General features: G+C 31.1%; 16 protein-coding genes. 6 read left to right on the top strand and 10 right to left on the bottom strand.

Annotated features, from left to right (window positions below):
• Positions 1–7 precede the first annotated feature (7 nt).
• From Q4586_RS00255 to hutH, 3 genes are read right to left on the bottom strand one after another with little or no spacing between them, the layout of a single operon-like run.
• On the bottom strand, positions 8–535 hold the full coding sequence (locus tag Q4586_RS00255; RefSeq protein WP_303525236.1) for a DUF4136 domain-containing protein: 528 nt from the start codon (positions 533–535) through the stop codon (positions 8–10).
• 12 nt (positions 536–547) lie between these two features.
• The gene (hutU, locus tag Q4586_RS00260) at positions 548–2,542 is read right to left on the bottom strand and encodes a urocanate hydratase (protein WP_303525971.1); all 1,995 of its coding nucleotides are present in this window, start codon (positions 2,540–2,542) and stop codon (positions 548–550) included.
• A 14-nt stretch (positions 2,543–2,556) separates the two neighbouring features.
• A complete protein-coding gene (hutH, locus tag Q4586_RS00265) occupies positions 2,557–4,044 on the bottom strand; it encodes a histidine ammonia-lyase (protein ID WP_303525237.1) in 1,488 nt (495 codons plus the stop codon).
• A gap of 79 nt (positions 4,045–4,123) precedes the next feature.
• Here hutH and Q4586_RS00270 point away from each other — a divergent pair, with 79 nt between their 5' ends.
• From Q4586_RS00270 to Q4586_RS00285, 4 genes are all read left to right on the top strand, one after another.
• A complete protein-coding gene (locus Q4586_RS00270) occupies positions 4,124–5,014 on the top strand; it encodes a LysR substrate-binding domain-containing protein (RefSeq protein WP_303525240.1) in 891 nt (296 codons plus the stop codon).
• A gap of 57 nt (positions 5,015–5,071) precedes the next feature.
• Positions 5,072–5,395: a hypothetical protein gene (locus Q4586_RS00275; protein WP_068701492.1), complete on the top strand. Its 324-nt coding sequence runs from the start codon at positions 5,072–5,074 to the stop codon at positions 5,393–5,395.
• 70 nt (positions 5,396–5,465) lie between these two features.
• Positions 5,466–8,897 (top strand): methylmalonyl-CoA mutase family protein, encoded by a 3,432-nt coding sequence (locus Q4586_RS00280; protein WP_303525243.1) that lies wholly within the window; start codon positions 5,466–5,468, stop codon positions 8,895–8,897.
• A gap of 123 nt (positions 8,898–9,020) precedes the next feature.
• The gene (locus Q4586_RS00285; RefSeq protein WP_068701495.1) at positions 9,021–9,656 is read left to right on the top strand and encodes a peroxiredoxin-like family protein; all 636 of its coding nucleotides are present in this window, start codon (positions 9,021–9,023) and stop codon (positions 9,654–9,656) included.
• Between the two features lie 80 nt (positions 9,657–9,736).
• Here the strand turns inward: Q4586_RS00285 and Q4586_RS00290 are convergent, their stop codons facing one another.
• From Q4586_RS00290 to Q4586_RS00305, 4 genes are read right to left on the bottom strand one after another with little or no spacing between them, the layout of a single operon-like run.
• Entirely contained in the window at positions 9,737–10,111 is a 375-nt protein-coding gene (locus tag Q4586_RS00290; protein WP_068701498.1) for a Yip1 family protein, read from the bottom strand.
• Between the two features lie 2 nt (positions 10,112–10,113).
• On the bottom strand, positions 10,114–10,458 hold the full coding sequence (locus tag Q4586_RS00295) for a hypothetical protein (protein ID WP_141677634.1): 345 nt from the start codon (positions 10,456–10,458) through the stop codon (positions 10,114–10,116).
• Positions 10,455–10,826 carry a hypothetical protein gene (locus Q4586_RS00300; protein WP_068701502.1) on the bottom strand — a complete coding sequence of 124 codons (372 nt, stop codon included), beginning with the start codon at positions 10,824–10,826 and terminating at the stop codon, positions 10,455–10,457. Before Q4586_RS00300 ends, Q4586_RS00295 begins: the two co-directional genes overlap by 4 nt.
• A 38-nt stretch (positions 10,827–10,864) precedes the next feature.
• Positions 10,865–11,371 carry a GbsR/MarR family transcriptional regulator gene (locus tag Q4586_RS00305; RefSeq protein ID WP_068701504.1) on the bottom strand — a complete coding sequence of 169 codons (507 nt, stop codon included), beginning with the start codon at positions 11,369–11,371 and terminating at the stop codon, positions 10,865–10,867.
• 119 nt (positions 11,372–11,490) lie between these two features.
• Here Q4586_RS00305 and Q4586_RS00310 point away from each other — a divergent pair, with 119 nt between their 5' ends.
• Positions 11,491–11,973, top strand: coding sequence for an RNA polymerase sigma factor (locus tag Q4586_RS00310; protein WP_068701506.1), 483 nt, complete (start codon positions 11,491–11,493; stop codon positions 11,971–11,973).
• Entirely contained in the window at positions 11,957–12,574 is a 618-nt protein-coding gene (locus Q4586_RS00315; RefSeq protein WP_068701508.1) for a hypothetical protein, read from the top strand. The genes Q4586_RS00310 and Q4586_RS00315 overlap by 17 nt, the downstream gene beginning before the upstream one ends.
• Positions 12,575–12,626: 52 nt before the next feature.
• Here the strand turns inward: Q4586_RS00315 and recQ are convergent, their stop codons facing one another.
• From recQ to Q4586_RS00330, 3 genes are all read right to left on the bottom strand, one after another.
• Positions 12,627–14,741, bottom strand: coding sequence for a DNA helicase RecQ (gene recQ / locus Q4586_RS00320; protein WP_068701511.1), 2,115 nt, complete (start codon positions 14,739–14,741; stop codon positions 12,627–12,629).
• Between the two features lie 197 nt (positions 14,742–14,938).
• The gene (locus Q4586_RS00325; RefSeq protein ID WP_068701513.1) at positions 14,939–16,708 is read right to left on the bottom strand and encodes a cytochrome c oxidase subunit I; all 1,770 of its coding nucleotides are present in this window, start codon (positions 16,706–16,708) and stop codon (positions 14,939–14,941) included.
• A gap of 29 nt (positions 16,709–16,737) precedes the next feature.
• Positions 16,738–17,745, bottom strand: coding sequence for a cytochrome c oxidase subunit II (locus tag Q4586_RS00330; protein ID WP_068701515.1), 1,008 nt, complete (start codon positions 17,743–17,745; stop codon positions 16,738–16,740).
• Positions 17,746–17,766 lie beyond the last annotated feature (21 nt).

Consider the following 17,766-nt stretch of genomic DNA (forward strand, 5'->3'; position numbering starts at 1 on the left):
ATTTATTTTACTTATTAATACCTACCGGATATTTAGCCATTATTTTATTTACAAACTCTTTAACTCGCGCTTCCTTTTTTTCAACACTATTTATACTCAATGCTCCAGTACCAATACCTTGCCAAACCAACTCTTTTCTTTTAGCATCTAGCAAATCTATAAACAATGTACCTTCTGTATGTTGTGTTACTGTTAATGTACTTGGGTTATAATACCAAGGATACCAATAATCATTAAAACGATTGTCATTGATATTTATTTTTTCGCGCGATTTTGTAAACAAACTTACTAAAACATCTGGATTTGCCGATTTTTGCATTCCTTTAGCAATCAATTCTGCCTCTACCGCTCTCATAATTCTTTTTTTATCAAGGTCTGAAATTGGTGCTTTATCAATTCCTTTTTTATAAAAAGCAAAGGTTTTATATTGATTAAAATCAACCTGTGTGTCATAATCTGTAGTTACTCTAACCGAGCTACATGATGAAATTATAAAAGCAATAACTGGCAATAAAAGTAGTTTTGATATTTTCATTTTCTTAAGATTTTACATATTTTCTAATAATGCATCATCCACTAAATTAGGAATTGTAACGGTTAATTTTTTCTCAACCTTCATGGCTCTTTTTACAGTAAAAACAGCTTCTTCGTTTCTTGCCCAACTTCTTCTTGCTATTCCGTTATTAACATCCCAAAAAAGCATTGATTTTAAGCGTCTTGATGCATCTTTAGAACCATCAAGAAGCATGCCAAATCCACCGTTAATAACTTCTCCCCAGCCTACTCCACCTCCATTGTGAATAGAGACCCAAGTAGCTCCTCTAAAACTATCACCAATAACATTCTGAATCGCCATATCAGCTGTATAACGAGATCCATCGTAAATATTAGAAGTTTCACGGTAAGGAGAATCGGTCCCAGAAACATCATGATGATCACGACCTAATACAACATTCCCTATTTTACCTTTCTTAATCGCTTTATTAAAAGCCTCTGCTATTTTTGTACGCCCTTCTGCATCTGCATATAAAATACGTGCTTGAGAACCTACTACCAGTTTATTTTCTTGTGCTCCTTTAATCCACTGAATATTATCAGCCATTTGTTGCTGAATTTCAGGCGGTGAGTTCTTTTTAATTTTTTCTAACACTTTACATGCAATCGCATCTGTTTTTGCTAAATCTTCTGGACTACCCGAAGTACACACCCAACGAAATGGCCCAAAACCATAATCGAAACACATTGGCCCCATAATATCTTGTACATAAGATGGGTATTTAAACTCTCTTCCAATTGTTGGATTTTCAGCCATTATATCTGCTCCTGCTCTACTTGCTTCTAGTAAAAAAGCATTTCCGTAATCGAAGAAATAAGTTCCCTTAGCTGTATGTTTATTAATCGCTTTTGCATGACGACGTAATGTTTCTTGCACTTTTTCTTTAAACAACTCAGGCTCATTTGCCATCATTTCATTGGCATCTTCAAAAGAAATATCTACCGGATAATAACCTCCAGCCCAAGGATTATGTAATGATGTTTGGTCAGAACCTAAATCTACATGAACATTTGCTTCATCAAACTTTTCCCAAACATCAACAATATTACCTAAGTAAGCTAGTGAGACTGTTTCTTTGCTCTCTTTTGCCTTTTCTACTCTTGCTACTAATATATCTAAATCAGTAATTTTTTCATCAATCCAACCTTGATCTAAGCGTACTTGCGTAATTTTTGGATTTACCTCAGCACAAACCGTAATACAACCAGCAATGTTACCAGCTTTTGGTTGCGCTCCACTCATTCCACCTAAACCAGCAGTTACAAATAAATTTCCTTTAGGCGATTTATTTATTTTTCTAAATCCGTTTAAAACGGTTATTGTTGTTCCGTGTACAATTCCTTGTGGGCCAATATACATGTAACTACCAGCAGTCATTTGCCCGTATTGAGAAACCCCTAAAGCATTAAATTTTTCTAAATCATCTGGCTTAGAGTAATTAGGAATTACCATTCCGTTTGTCACAACAACTCTTGGCGCATCTTTATGTGATGGAAATAATCCCATCGGATGACCAGAATACATGGTTAATGTTTGCTTATCTGTCATTTTAGACAAATACTGCATCGTTAATAAATACTGTGCCCAATTAGAAAAAACAGCTCCATTACCACCATAAGTAATTAACTCATGTGGGTGTTGTGCCACTGCATAATCTAAGTTATTCTGAATCATTAACATGATTGATTTTGCCTGCTCACATTTACCTGGGTATTCTTTAATATCTCTAGCATACATTTTATAAGTAGGGCGAAAACGGTACATATAAATTCGACCATATTGTTCCAATTCATCAGCAAATTCAGGTAATAAAACTTCGTGATGTTTTTTATCAAAATATCGTAAAGCATTTCTTAAAGCTAACTTTTTTTCTTCTGCAGTTAAAATTTCTTTACGTTTTGGCGCTCTGTTTATTGAAGAATCGTAAACTGGCATTTCAGGTAATTCGTTTGGAATACCTTGCTTAATCTGTTTTTTAAATGACATCATAATTTCTTTTTTTAACGAACTGTAAATTCTTGATTTTTAACCATACTTATTAATGCATTTATATCATCTTTAAGTACACGATCTTCCTCTAATTTAGCAACTTTACTTCTAATTAACTTAAAATTCTTTTCAATAATAGGAGAAAATGTATTCGGCCTTCTAAAATCCATTGCCTGCGCAGCGTACATAAATTCAATTGCCAATATCTTATCTAAGTTTCCTAAAATTTGATTAAATTTTCGCCCAGAGATACTTCCCATAGAAACATGATCTTCTTGTCCTAACGAAGTTGGAACACTATCTGCTGATGGAGGAAAACATAATGATTTATTTTCAGTAACCAATGCTGCTGTTGTGTATTGTGGAATCATAAATCCTGAATTTAACCCTCCTGCTTCGGTTAATAACCTAGGTAAACCATGCTTTCCTTCTAATAATAAATAACAACGTCTGTCTGCAATATTTCCTAATTCAGAAGCCGCTATTGAAGCATAATCTAACACCATTGCTAAAGGCTGTCCATGAAAATTACCTCCTGATATTGCTTCTGTTTCACTTAATACAATAGGATTATCGGTTACAGAGTTCATTTCTATTTCTGCTAATTCTTTTAAATGCGCATATGCATTTCTTGATGCTCCATGTACTTGAGGCATACAACGGATTGAGTATGGATCTTGTACTCTTGGAAAACTATCATCAGCTGCATTTTCAGAATCTTTTAACAACATACGCATGCGTTCTGCCACTTTTAAATTTCCTTTAAACGGGCGAATCGTGTGTAATTCTTCTTTAAATGGAGATACGTTTCCTGAATATGCTTCTAAAGTCATCGCTCCTGCAACATCTGCTAAATCTAACACATATTCCATTTTATGTAACCCTAAAATAGCATGCGCTAAAATAAACTGTGTTCCATTAATTAAGCCTAAACCTTCTTTTGCCATTAAAGTTAACGGCGCTAAGTTATTTTTTTCTAATACTTCTTTCGCTGATAAAATATCCTCTCCTTGCCAAAATTCTCCTTCGCCTAATAATGGTAAAAACAAATGCGACAATGGTGCTAAATCACCCGAGGCACCTACTGATCCTTGCTCTGGAACAATTGGTAATAAATCATTTTCTATAAAATAAATAATACGCTCAATCAATTCTATACGCACTCCTGAAAATCCTTGACATAAAGCATGAACCTTACAAATCATCATTATTTTAGATAATTTTTTATCAATCGGCTTACCAACACCAACTGCATGTGTAATCAATAAATTTTCTTGTAATTTACTAGTTTCTTCAGGTGTAATTTGCACATCGCACAAAGGACCAAAACCTGTGTTTATTCCGTAAGTAGCAACATCAGAATTTGCCATTACCTCTACCTTTCTTCTACATTCATTTACTTTTTCTTTAGCCTCTTTTGTAATTACTGCTTTTAAAGCCCCTTCTGCTATCGCAATTACCTTATTTACAGTTAATTTATCTATTCCGTACTTAAACATTCGTTTCTATTTTATAGTTATCAAAGTTATTTTTATTTTTGATACCCAACAATATCAATAAAATCAACATTTAATAACTATGAGTTATCAAATAGAGTTACGTCATTTTAAATATTTCTTAGCTGTTGCTGAAGATTTACATTTTAGAAAAGCTGCTGAACGGTTGTTTATTTCACAACCTGGATTAAGTAGACAGATAAAACAAATGGAAGATGATTTAGGTATTCAGCTTTTTATTAGACATAACAGAAAAGTGCAATTAACAACTGCAGGGTTACATTTAAAAAAAGAATTATCTAGAACTTTAAAAGATATTGACAACATTTTTGATGCTGCAAAATTATTACAAGAAGGAAAGCAAGGAAAACTAAATTTTGGATATGTAGGCTCTGCGATGTTAAAAATCATTCCTGATTTGTTACTTCGCTTTAAAAAAGAACATCCTAACGTACAGTTTGGATTAAAAGAAATGGACAATCAAAAACAAATAGAATTGTTACTTTCTCAAAAAATAGATATTGGTTTTGTACGTTTAAATCGTGCTCCAAGAGGTTTAATCATTAAACCTATTTTACAAGAAACTTTTTGTTTGGTTTTACCCGAAAATCATTCGGTAAATAATGATAATTTTAAAGGTTTACATACTTTAAAAAATGAACCTTTTATTTTATTTGATCCTTCTTATAGCCCTTCGTATTACGAAAAAGTAATGCAAATTTTTGATGATAGTAATTTTACACCAATTGTATCACACAATACCATTCATGCTGCCTCTATTTATAAGTTAGTTGAAAATAATTTTGGTTTATCTATCGTACCAAAATCGCTTTTACAAGGTTATAATATGCGCATAAAATATATAGAACTTAATAACATTCCGCAACGCACCACATTATCTATAATTTGGAATATTAATAATCGAAACCCTATTTTAAAATCGTTACTTAAAACGATAAACTCACAAAATTAAAAACACATCTAATTTAAAATTCTTATTTTTATCCAAAGAAAAAGTTATGATTAACCTATGATTTTCATTTCTAAACATATGGTTCCTAAAGGTTTTATTGGTATAACCTTGTATCCTTTTATTTTTTTAAAACGAAAAGAGTTGAAACACGATTCAGAACTTATTAATCACGAAAAAATTCATTTAAAACAACAACAAGAGCTTTTAGTTATTTTCTTTTTTATTTTTTATTTTATCGAGTGGACTTACAAACTTATAAAATATCGAAATCGATTTTTAGCTTATAAAAACTTAAGTTTTGAGCGTGAAGCTTATGCTAATGAATATAATTTATACTACATTGAATCACGTAAATATTGGGCTTTTCTTAATTATTTATAATCCTTAAACAATTCTTATATCTTTTAAGAAATTCGTAAATTGCCACATCAATTTTCTATAAAATTTACGAATGGAACAAATAGCACCTTATAAACCAATACATAAAGTTAGAATTGTAACAGCAGCTTCATTATTTGATGGGCACGATGCTGCCATAAATATTATGCGACGAATTATTCAATCTACCGGAGTAGAAGTAATTCATTTAGGGCATGATAGAAGTGTTGAAGAAGTGGTTAACTGTGCCATACAAGAAGATGCCAATGCTATTGCAATGACGTCTTACCAAGGTGGACATACTGAGTATTTTAAATACATGTATGATTTATTGAAGGAAAAAGGTGCTGAACACATCAAAATTTTTGGTGGTGGTGGTGGTGTAATTCTTCCTGAAGAAATTAAAGAACTGATGGATTATGGAATTACGCGTATCTACTCTCCAGATGATGGTCGTGAGCTTGGTTTACAAGGAATGATTAATGATTTGGTAAAAACTTCGGATTTTGCTATTGGAGATAAATTAACGATAAAGCTTGATGATTTAGCAAAAAAAGAAATTGGAAGCATTGCAAGAACTATTTCTTCTGCTGAAAATTTTCCTGAAATTGCCAAAGAAACTTTAGATGCTATTCACGAAAAAAATAAAAACTCTAAAACGCCTGTTTTAGGAATTACAGGAACTGGTGGAGCAGGAAAATCATCATTAGTTGATGAGTTAGTACGTCGTTTTTTAATTGATTTTCCAAATAAAACAATTGGATTAATTTCTGTTGATCCATCAAAAAGAAAAACTGGTGGAGCTTTATTAGGAGATCGTATTCGTATGAATGCCATTAACAACGAGCGTGTGTATATGCGATCGTTAGCTACGCGTCAATCTAATTTAGCTTTATCGAAATATGTAAATGAAGCGGTAGAAGTTTTAAAAGCTGCTGAATTTGATTTAATTATTTTAGAAACTTCAGGTATTGGGCAATCTGATACCGAAATTATAGAGCATTCTGATACTTCTTTATATGTAATGACTCCTGAATTTGGTGCTGCTACGCAATTAGAAAAAATCGATATGCTTGATTTTGCCGATTTAGTCGCTATCAACAAGTTTGACAAACGTGGTGCTTTAGATGCAATTCGTGATGTGAAAAAGCAATATATGCGCAACAACAATTTATGGGATGTTCATATGGATGATATGCCTGTATTTGGAACCATTGCATCACAATTTAACGACCCAGGAATGAATACGTTGTACAAACGTATTATGGATAAATTGGTAGAAAAAACTGGTGTTGATTTAAAATCTAACATGGAAATTACCAAAGAAATGTCTGAAAAGATATTTGTAATTCCGCCAAGTAGAGTGCGCTATTTATCTGAAATATCAGAAAGTAATAGAGCGTATAATAAAAAAGTTGATGATCAAGTTATCGTTGCTCAAAAATTATATGGTATTCATCAAACAATTGAATCTATTACAAATTCAGCTGTAGAGATTATTAAAAGTGGATTAAGTGAAGATAAGATTCTGAAACAAATTCAGAATGATGAACAAGATTTTGTTAAACTATTGGTTGCTCAGTTTGATAAGGTAAAATTAAATCTAGATCCACATAATTGGGAAGTTATTTTAAACTGGCAAGAAAAGGTTAAAAAATACAAAAACCCTATTTATACTTTTAAAGTACGTGATAAGGAAATCAATATAAAAACACATAGCGAATCGTTATCGCACACGCAAATACCAAAAGTATCTTTACCAAAATACCAAGCTTGGGGAGATTTATTACGTTGGAATTTACAAGAAAATGTTCCAGGAGAATTTCCGTATGCATCGGGATTATATCCGTTTAAAAGAACAGGTGAAGACCCAACAAGAATGTTTGCTGGTGAAGGTGGTCCTGAACGTACCAACAGACGTTTTCATTATGTGAGTTTAGGCATGCCTGCAAAACGTTTGTCTACCGCTTTTGACAGTGTTACTTTATATGGAAATGATCCTGGTGTAAGACCTGATATTTATGGTAAAATTGGTAATGCAGGAGTTTCTATTTGCTGTTTAGATGATGCTAAAAAATTATATTCTGGTTTTGATTTAAGCCATGCAATGACTTCGGTTTCTATGACCATTAATGGGCCTGCACCAATGTTGCTAGGTTTTTTTATGAATGCTGCCATTGATCAGAATTGTGAAAAATACATCAAAGAAAATAAATTAGAAAAAACTGTTGAAGCGAAATTTAAAGAAATTTACGATTCAAAAGGGTTAGAAAGACCAAAATATCAAGGAGATTTACCAGAAGGAAATGATGGTTTAGGACTAATGCTTTTAGGTTTAACAGGAGATATGGTTTTACCTGTTGATGTTTATCAACAAATAAAAACAAGCACTTTAGCGCAGGTTAGAGGAACTGTACAAGCAGATATTTTAAAGGAAGATCAAGCACAAAATACTTGTATTTTTTCTACTGAATTTGCCTTGCGTTTAATGGGAGATGTACAAGAATACTTTATCGAAAAGCAAGTACGTAATTTTTATTCAGTTTCAATTTCTGGATACCATATTGCCGAAGCTGGTGCCAACCCAATTACGCAATTAGCGTTAACATTATCAAACGGATTTACCTATGTTGAGTACTACTTATCTCGTGGTATGGACATCAATAAATTTGGCCCAAATTTATCGTTCTTTTTCTCAAACGGAATCGACCCTGAATATTCAGTAATTGGTCGTGTAGCTCGTAAAATATGGGCAAAAGCCATGAAACATAAATACGGAGCTAATGCAAGGGCGCAAATGTTAAAGTATCATATTCAAACTTCTGGACGTTCTTTGCATGCTCAAGAAATTGATTTTAATGATATCAGAACTACGTTACAAGCTTTGTATGCAATAAACGACAACTGTAACTCCTTACACACAAACGCCTACGATGAAGCCATTACTACGCCTACCGAAGAATCGGTACGTAGAGCGATGGCAATTCAGTTAATTATCAACAAAGAATTAGGATTAGCTAAAAACGAAAACCCGATTCAAGGAGCTTTTATTATTGAAGAGTTAACCGATTTAGTAGAAGAAGCAGTATTAACTGAGTTCGATAGAATTACCGAACGTGGTGGTGTTTTAGGAGCTATGGAAACGATGTATCAGCGTAGTAAAATACAAGAAGAAAGTTTGTATTACGAAACCTTAAAACATACAGGAGAATTTCCTATTATTGGAGTAAACACTTTTTTGAGTTCTAAAGGATCACCAACAGTGCAACCTGCCGAGGTTATCCGTGCAACGGAAAAAGAAAAGCAGTTTCAGATTCAAACTAAAGAATTGCTAAACAAAGCTAATGACGGTAAAGTGCAAGAGCAATTGGCTATTTTACAACAAGCTGCCATTCAAAATGAAAACTTATTTGATAAGTTAATGGAAGCTACAAAGTTTTGTTCTTTAGGACAAATCACTGAAGCTTTATTTAAAGTTGGTGGTCAGTACAGAAGGAATATGTAAGTAAACAATGTTTACAAATAAGTTAAAAACCTCACATTAATTTGTGAGGTTTTTTTTAGGCTTTTTTTCCTATAATTTGTAATGTTTTAGATAAAAATAGACCAATTGGATAAATGAGATAATATGACCCTTAGAAATCAATTAAAAGAGCACGCTGATAACAGTGCCAAAAACATACCTAAAGAAGCAAAAGATATAATGCTAGCTGGTATTGATAAACTAGAAAAAACTGATATTATAAAAAACGCAACAAAAAAAGGTGATATTTTCCCAGACTTTTCTTTACCTAATGCAAAAGGAGAATTAACTTCTCTTAACGCGCTTCTTGAAAAAGGAAAAGTTGTACTTACTTTTTATAGGGGTGGTTGGTGCCCTTATTGTAATCTTGCTTTAAAAGCATTACAAAATGTAGTGCCACAAATTAAAGAGAAAAATACTACACTAGTTGCTGTTACTCCTGAAACACCCGATAACACGCTTTCGGTTAAAGAAAAAAACGAGTTAGATTTCGAAATTTTAACTAGTAAAGACAACGGACTAGCAAGATCTTTAGGTTTAACTTACAAGTTACCAAAAGAGCTAGCTGATTTATATAAAAAATTCGGAATAGACCTATTAGAAAGTCAAGGAAATAAAACTAATGAGTTGCCTATTGCTGCAACCTATATTATTGAAACCGATAAAAAAATAACCTACAGCTTTATTACTGAAGATTATAAATTAAGAGCAGAGCCTTCTGATATTATTGCTGCACTTTAATTTACTGATTTAAATTTAAAAAAAGTCAGCTCAAGTATTTGAGCTGACTTTTTTTATGTTAAAAGAATCGATTTTAATTACTATTTATTTTCTATTTGTAAAGTAGCTTGTTTACTTGCTTTTCTTCCTTTTAAAAAAAAGAGAATAAAAAATATCATTACAACTCCTAAATAAATGGAGAACCCTCCTATTTTTGCACTTAAAGTTTCTACCAAACCTTTATAGCTAGATAAACTATATATTTCTAAAATACGTAGTGCAAAACCAACATTTAATAAATAAAAACCAATTTTAAAAAGCTTATTTGTAGCCATTGCAATTTCTACCTTTTGATGAAAAATATCTAACATAAATATTTTACTATTTTTAAAAAGGTGATATGACACAAACGTTGTTAATCCAATTGCTATTGGTAAATAAATAATGTAGGCGATTAATTCTAATGAAGTGTTCATAGTTATTGATTTTTAAAGTGTTTGTGAATTAAATAAACTGTATAAATATTAATAAAATGGAGTGAGGCAATTATAAGAATCATATAACTTAACCTATTTGTTATTTCTAGTATTACTTCTTCTAAACTATTTATATGATTCATTGTATTTAAACTCCAAACGATTAAACCAATGTTTAACAAATAATAAGCGATTCTTAAAAGATTATTTATACCGTTTCCAAAATTGATTCTATCAAGAAAATAATTTAGAATATATACTTGCCCATTTTTATAACAAGCCTCTCCTACCCAAAGAACAATTGTACTTGATAGTAATAGGTATATCATGTATGTGAATTGACTCATATTTCTTTTTTTATCATTTCTAAAATATAAGTCCAATGAATTGATAAAATTACTGGTATAGCACATAATATGTAATAAATAATATGGTTTTTGCCGATATTATACTCACCAACAAAAAAACAAGCACTAAAAAAAAGCACAACTGACGCACCATAAATCAACATTAATTTCCGTTCTAACTTGCTAATAGTACCTGAATAAAATAAAGTGAGTAAGAATGAAAACACATGAAAGATTCCTATCACAAAGGCTAAAACAGCTGCTAAAGAGAGGAAATCATTTTCTAAAATTGATAAAATTAAGAGCATTAAAAACGGAATCATTAAAACTCTATTAATCCATGTTATTATTAAGATGTTTATTTTCATAGTTTCAGAAATATTTGAAAGTTTTATTTTAAATTTTTTTACTTTTTTATCATTTTTGTAAAACTCGATAATAACCAGTGTTCATCAGCCTTAATTGTTTTATCAAGAATAGTATTAACTGCATTTGTTACGGTAGCTAAATCTTTCATTACTTTTTTAAACTCCATCGCATCTTCAGAATTATCATTTACATCGTTTTGTAACTCATCTAAAACTTTTAAAACAGGTTCAATCTCTCTTTTCTTGCGCTCTTTGGTAACTTGTTTAAATAATTCCCAAATATCTTTATCAGCAACAAAAAATTCCTTGCGCTCTCCTATTACAAACTCTTTGCTTACGATTCCCCAATCTATTAACGCTCTTACATTCATATTTACGTTTCCTCTAGATATCTTTAGAGTTTCCATAATAGCATCTGCAGACATTGGTTTGTTGGAAACTAACAATAAAGCGTGTACTTGCGCCATTGTTTTATTAATTCCCCAACTTGTAGCTAAGCTTCCCCAAGTATGAATGTATTTTAATTTTGCTTCATCTAAATTCATACTACAAATATAACACTAATTATTAAACTTTCAATAATTACTGAAAATAAAATATTGATTTTTTTTAAATTATTTTGTAATACTTTTAATTAAGCGAATACTAATTAATAAAAACAACTTTGAGTAACGATTTTTATATAACATCTATATTACCACATGCAGGTCTTATTATTAAGTTATGCAGGGCATATACAGATTCACAACAAGATTTTGAAGACTTTTACCAAGAAGCATGCTTACAAATTTGGAAAAGCAGAGATGCTTTTCAGGAAAAATCGAAATGGAGTACTTGGATTTATCGAATTACTTTAAACGTTTGTTTAACCTTAAATAAAAGAAACAAACGAAGAAATAATATCCCTGAAACACTTCATGAAGAGTCAGAAAAAAACACTGCATTTAAAAATGAAGATTTGAATCTTTTATATGATGCTATTAAAAAATTATCTGAAACCGACAGGGCTATTATTTTATTGCATTTAGAAGAAAACCCTTACAAAGAAATTGCTGCAATTATAGGAACGAGCACCAATAATATTGCGGTTCGTATTAACAGAATTAAAAAACAATTAAAAATATTATTAGATGGAAAAATCAATTGAAAAAATATGGGATGAAGCCTTTATTAAAGAAGATACTTTAATTACTCCTAAAATAAATAACCTATACAATCAAAAATCTAAATTAATTATTAATAAAATTAAAAGAACCTACGAACTTGATAATAAAGGTTTATTGCCTATGGCAGGAATTGTTACTATAGGAGGTATTCTTTTATCTGAAACCATTATTGGATTGTATGGTACTTTTTTAATTTTATGTTTGTACATTTTTAATTCACGGCTTTTAAAAAGGTTTCATACTATTGATGTTAAATCAGATAATTTAACCTATTTAAAGGAATATAAAAACGTTATGTATTCGATAATGAAAGCTACAAAAAAACTGTTTATCTTTGGAATACCTGTTGCCATTATCTCAATTTTTGCGCTTTCTTTTTTTATAAAAGAAAATAGTTTTTTATCACGATTTATTTCTGATGATGCCATTTTTATTGAAGTTTTAGGTATTGGTTTTGTTATCGCATTATTTGTTTCGCTTATAAGTACTTTAGTGTATCTGTTATCAACTAAAATTATGTACGGAGTGTATGTATCAAAATTAAATACTATTATTAAAGAAATGGAAGAATTAAAAGCCTAATAAAAAAGGAATTACTATAAATGTAATTCCTTTTTATTTTTAGTATAATTTACTACTGTTTTTTCTGTAAAATCGTCAATGCTATTCGTATTTGTTCATAGGGAACTTTTTCGCCTAAAAATTCGAAATACGGTTTTAAAGCTGTTTCATCTTTTAGTACTTTTTTGGCGTTTGCTACTAGCTTAATAGTTGATGCATCAATAAATTCATCTAAACTTACCTCTTTACCTTCTAAATACAACTTGGATAAATGCGAAAATATGGTTTGTGGTTTTAAATTTCGCTTATTTGCTATTTCATCAATTGAAAACCCTTCTTTGTAAAGCTTATAGGTTTCTAAAGTCGTGTCTTTTTTTCCTTTCTTTTTTTCTTTTACAAAACTTTTTATTTCTTCCATAAACTCACCACCATATACTTCTAACTTTCGTTGTCCTACCCCGCTAATCGCTAAAAATGCACTATCCGTTTGCGGTCGTTCATTTTCTAATTCACGTAAAGTTGCATCACTAAATACTAAGTATGCGGCAATATCTTCTTCTTGCGCTATACGATATCGTAATTTTCGTAAACGTTCAAACAAAGTATCTTTAACGGTTGCTTTAATAGCTTTTTTGCTTTTTGATTTTGCAATTTTAGCTACTGTTTTGATTTCAACAGGAATTGTTAATTGAATTTTTTCTCCATCAAAAAGTACTCTTTTAGAAAACTCAGTTAACTGTAACGTATTGTTTAAATGAAATGCTATTTGACAATACCCTTGATTCATTAACTGAATTATATAGTGTTGCCAATCTTTCCAAGAGATATCGTTTCCAACTCCATAGGTTTTTAAGGTTTGGTAATTTTTATCTAAAATATTAGCATTTTTTGCGCCTCTAAGTACATCTATAACCGTCCCCATTGCTTCTTTTTCTTGTAGTCGATAAATAGCGGACAGTGCTTTTTGTCCAATTACTGTTCCGTCGAAAAACTTAGGAGGGTTTTTACACACATCACAATTGCCACAATTTTCTTCAATTAACTCTCCAAAATAGCTCAACAATATTTTACGCCTACAAACCGTTGCTTCTGCAAACTGTTTCATTCGTTCTAATTTTGCCTCTTGTACTTCTTTATTCCCCGTATTTGCAATAAATTGACGTAATTGAATTACATCTGCATAACTATGAAAAAGTAATGCTTGTGCTGGCAATCCATCTCTACCCGAGCGCCCTATTTCTTGGTAATATCCTTCAATATTTTTAGGCATATTGTAGTGAATTACCCAACGAACATTAGATTTATCAATTCCCATTCCAAAAGCTATGGTTGCACAAATAATTTGCACATCATCTTTTATAAAATCTTCTTGTGTTTTTGCACGTTCATCAAATGCTAAACCTGCATGATATGCCTTAGCATTGATATTTTGTTGTTTTAATTTACTTGCTAGTTGTTCGGTCGCTTTTCTACTTAAACAATATACAATTCCAGATTCATTTGGTATTTTATTAATGAATTTTATAATTTGTTGTACTCTATCATTTGCAGGTCGTACTGTTAAACTAATATTTTCTCTATTAAAAGAACTTACAAATTTCGTGGCATTAGGAATTGATAATTGTTCTAAAATATCTTGTTGTGTTGCTTTATCAGCTGTTGCTGTTAAGGCTACTATTGGAACGTCTGGTAGTGATTTTTTTAAGAAAGAAAGTTGTTTGTAGGCTGGCCTAAAATCATGCCCCCATGCCGATATACAATGAGCTTCATCTATGGCAATACAACTAATATAATTTTGATTTAAAATATTATGAAGCAATGATAAGCTTTCTGGAGCCACATATAACAACTTTATATTTTTTTGTACCACCGCATCAAAAACTTCTTGTTGTTCTTCTGGAGATTGACTACTATTATAATACGTTGCAGGTATTCCGTTTGCCTTTAAACTATCAACCTGATCTTTCATCAAAGCTATTAATGGAGAAATAACAATGGTGATACCTTCAAAAAATAATGCAGGAAGTTGAAAACAAATCGATTTTCCACCACCAGTTGGCATAATTACCAAGGTATCTTTTTTGGTTAAAACATTTTCAATTATTTTTTGTTGTGCTAATCGAAAGCTATCATATCCGAAGTTTGCCTTTAATTTTTCTAATAAATCTTTTGGGGTTACCTGCATCATATTACAAAAATAATCATAAAATTATTCGTATAGTCAAACACAAACTATTTTCAATAAATTAAACAAGGGTATTCTTCTTTATATAAAATAACTAAGAGCTATTATGGTTGTAAATCTTATGACAAAAAAACCTGAACAATAATATATTGTTCAGGTTTATAATGTAATAATCTAAAATTGATTATTTATAATTTTGTTTAAGATGGCTCTTCTCCGTCTAATAATGGTGTTGTTTGTAATACGAAATCTTTTCCGTGTACATACTCATCATTTTCATCGGTTTTACTATAATCATAAGCCCATCTGTGAACTTCAGGAATAGCACCTGGCCAGTTCCCATGAATATGTTCAACTGGAGTAGTCCATTCTAAAGTATTCGATTTCCAAGGGTTTTGTTCTGCTTTATTTCCTCTATAAATAGAGATAAAGAAGTTGGCTAAAAATATTAACTGAGCAGCACCTCCTAAAAATGCCATTAAAGTCATAAATACATTAATTTCTACTAAATCATCAAACATTGGAAAGTTTGAGTTTGTATAGTAACGACGTGGTAAACCTGCTAATCCAACAAAGTGCATTGGAAAGAATACTCCGTAAGCAGAAATAATTGTTAACCAAAAGTGCCAGTAACCTAATGTTTTATTCATCATTCTACCATACATTTTAGGGAACCAGTGATATACACCAGCAAACATACCTAATAATGCAGATACCCCCATTACTAAGTGAAAGTGTGCTACAACGAAATAGGTATCATGTACATTAATATCTAAAGCAGAATCTCCTAAAACTAATCCTGTTAAACCACCTGTTACAAACGTAGAAACTAATCCGATAGAAAATAACATAGCTGGATTTAATTGTAAATTACCTTTCCATAAAGTAGTTACATAATTAAATGCTTTTACTGCTGATGGAATTGCAATTAATACTGTTGTAAAAGTAAACACAGAACCTAAGAATGGATTCATTCCTGAGATAAACATATGGTGTCCCCATACAATTGTAGATAAAAATGCAATCGCCATAATAGATCCAATCATTGCACGGTAACCAAAAATTGGCTTACGAGCGTTTGTTGAAATTACTTCTGATGTTAATCCTAATGCTGGCAATAATATAATATAAACTTCAGGGTGACCTAAAAACCAAAATAAATGTTCAAATAATACTGGTGATCCTCCTTGGTAGTGTAACACTTCTCCTGAGATAAAAATATCTGATAAGAAAAATGATGTTCCAAAACTTCTATCAAAAATTAATAATAATGCTGCTGATAATAATACTGGAAATGAAATTACACCGATAATTGCTGTAATAAAGAATGCCCACATTGTTAATGGCAATCTTGTCATTTTCATTCCTTTGGTACGTAAATTTAAAATAGTTACGATATAGTTTAACGATCCGATTAATGATGATGCAATAAAAATTGCCATCGATACTAACCATAATGTCATCCCTGTACCTGAACCTGGAATTGCTTGTGGTAATGCAGATAAAGGAGGGTAGATTGTCCATCCTGCTGATGCTGGTCCTGCTTCAACAAATAATGAAATAATCATAATTACTGATGATAAGAAAAATAACCAGTAAGATACCATATTTAAGAAACCAGATGCCATATCGCGAGCACCAATTTGTAATGGAATTAACAGATTTGAAAATGTACCACTTAAACCAGCAGTTAAAACAAAGAATACCATTATTGTACCATGAATTGTTACCAATGCTAAGTACATATCAGGATTCATAATTCCATCTGTTTGATGGTTTCCTAAAAATGCTTCAATTATTGAAAATGATGTTTCTGGCCATGCAATTTGCAAACGAAATAACATAGACATAAAACCTCCTATAACTCCCATAAATATACCCGTAACAAGAAATTGTTTCGAAATCATTTTATGATCTTGACTAAAGATGTATTTAGTTACAAATGTTTCTTTGTGGTGATGATCTGACATAATCTATATATATACTTTAAAAAAATATCTTATTTAATAACTTGAGCTAATGTTTTTTGTTCTGATAACCACTTGTTGTATTCAGCTTCTTCAACAACGGTGATTTTCATTTGCATATTGTAGTGAGAAGCACCACAAATTTTATTACATAACAGTAAATAATTAAACTCATAAGGATCTTCTCCTTTTGCTTTTCTTATTTTGTTAATTCCTTCGGTTTTTGCTATTACTTCTGATTGCATACGCATTTCTTCAGTAGTATATTTAGGTGTAAATGCAAATTGAGTTACCATACCTGGCACACAGTTCATTTGTGCTCTAAAGTGAGGCATATAAGCTGAGTGTAATACATCTTGTGAGCGGAATTTAAACAATACTTTTTTACCTTTTGGTAAAACCAATTCGGTTACTTTTTTATCGTCTTGTGCACTTGGATCAGACATATCAACTCCCATAGAATTGATACCTTTAATAAAGTTTACATTTCCTAAACCTAGCTCATTATCTTCACCAGCATAACGTGCTTGCCAATCAAATTGTCTTGAATACACTTCAATTTCAATAGGATTTTCTTCATCACCAACGTACATAATGTTATTCCAAGCCCATAAACCGTAACCAATTAAAAGAACAATTGTTATAGCTGGAATAGTTGTCCATATTAATTCTAACTTATGACTATCTGCATAAAATAACGCTTTGTTTTCTTTTTTTCCTCTGTACTTATAAGTAAAAAAGAAAATTAAGAATTGCATTGCAAACTGTACAATACCGATTAGCCAAAATGTAATATTAAATAAGTTATCATCGTGTTCTCCTTCGATCGAAGCAGATTCTGGTAACATAATTACATTCATTGCTATTAAGCAGTAAATCATCATTGCGTATAGGAAAACTAAAAACCCTATTGCTAATTTACCTTGTGTTTCGTTGTCTTTATCTGTAGCAATTACAGAACGAAGATTCATAATACGAGTAATTTGCCAAAAACTAACTCCTATTGCAACTGCTATGAAAATATAAAATAAAGCGAGCATATTATCTAAACTATTTGTTTA

Source organism: Tenacibaculum soleae (assembly GCF_030549005.1).
GTDB lineage: Bacteria > Bacteroidota > Bacteroidia > Flavobacteriales > Flavobacteriaceae > Polaribacter > Polaribacter soleae.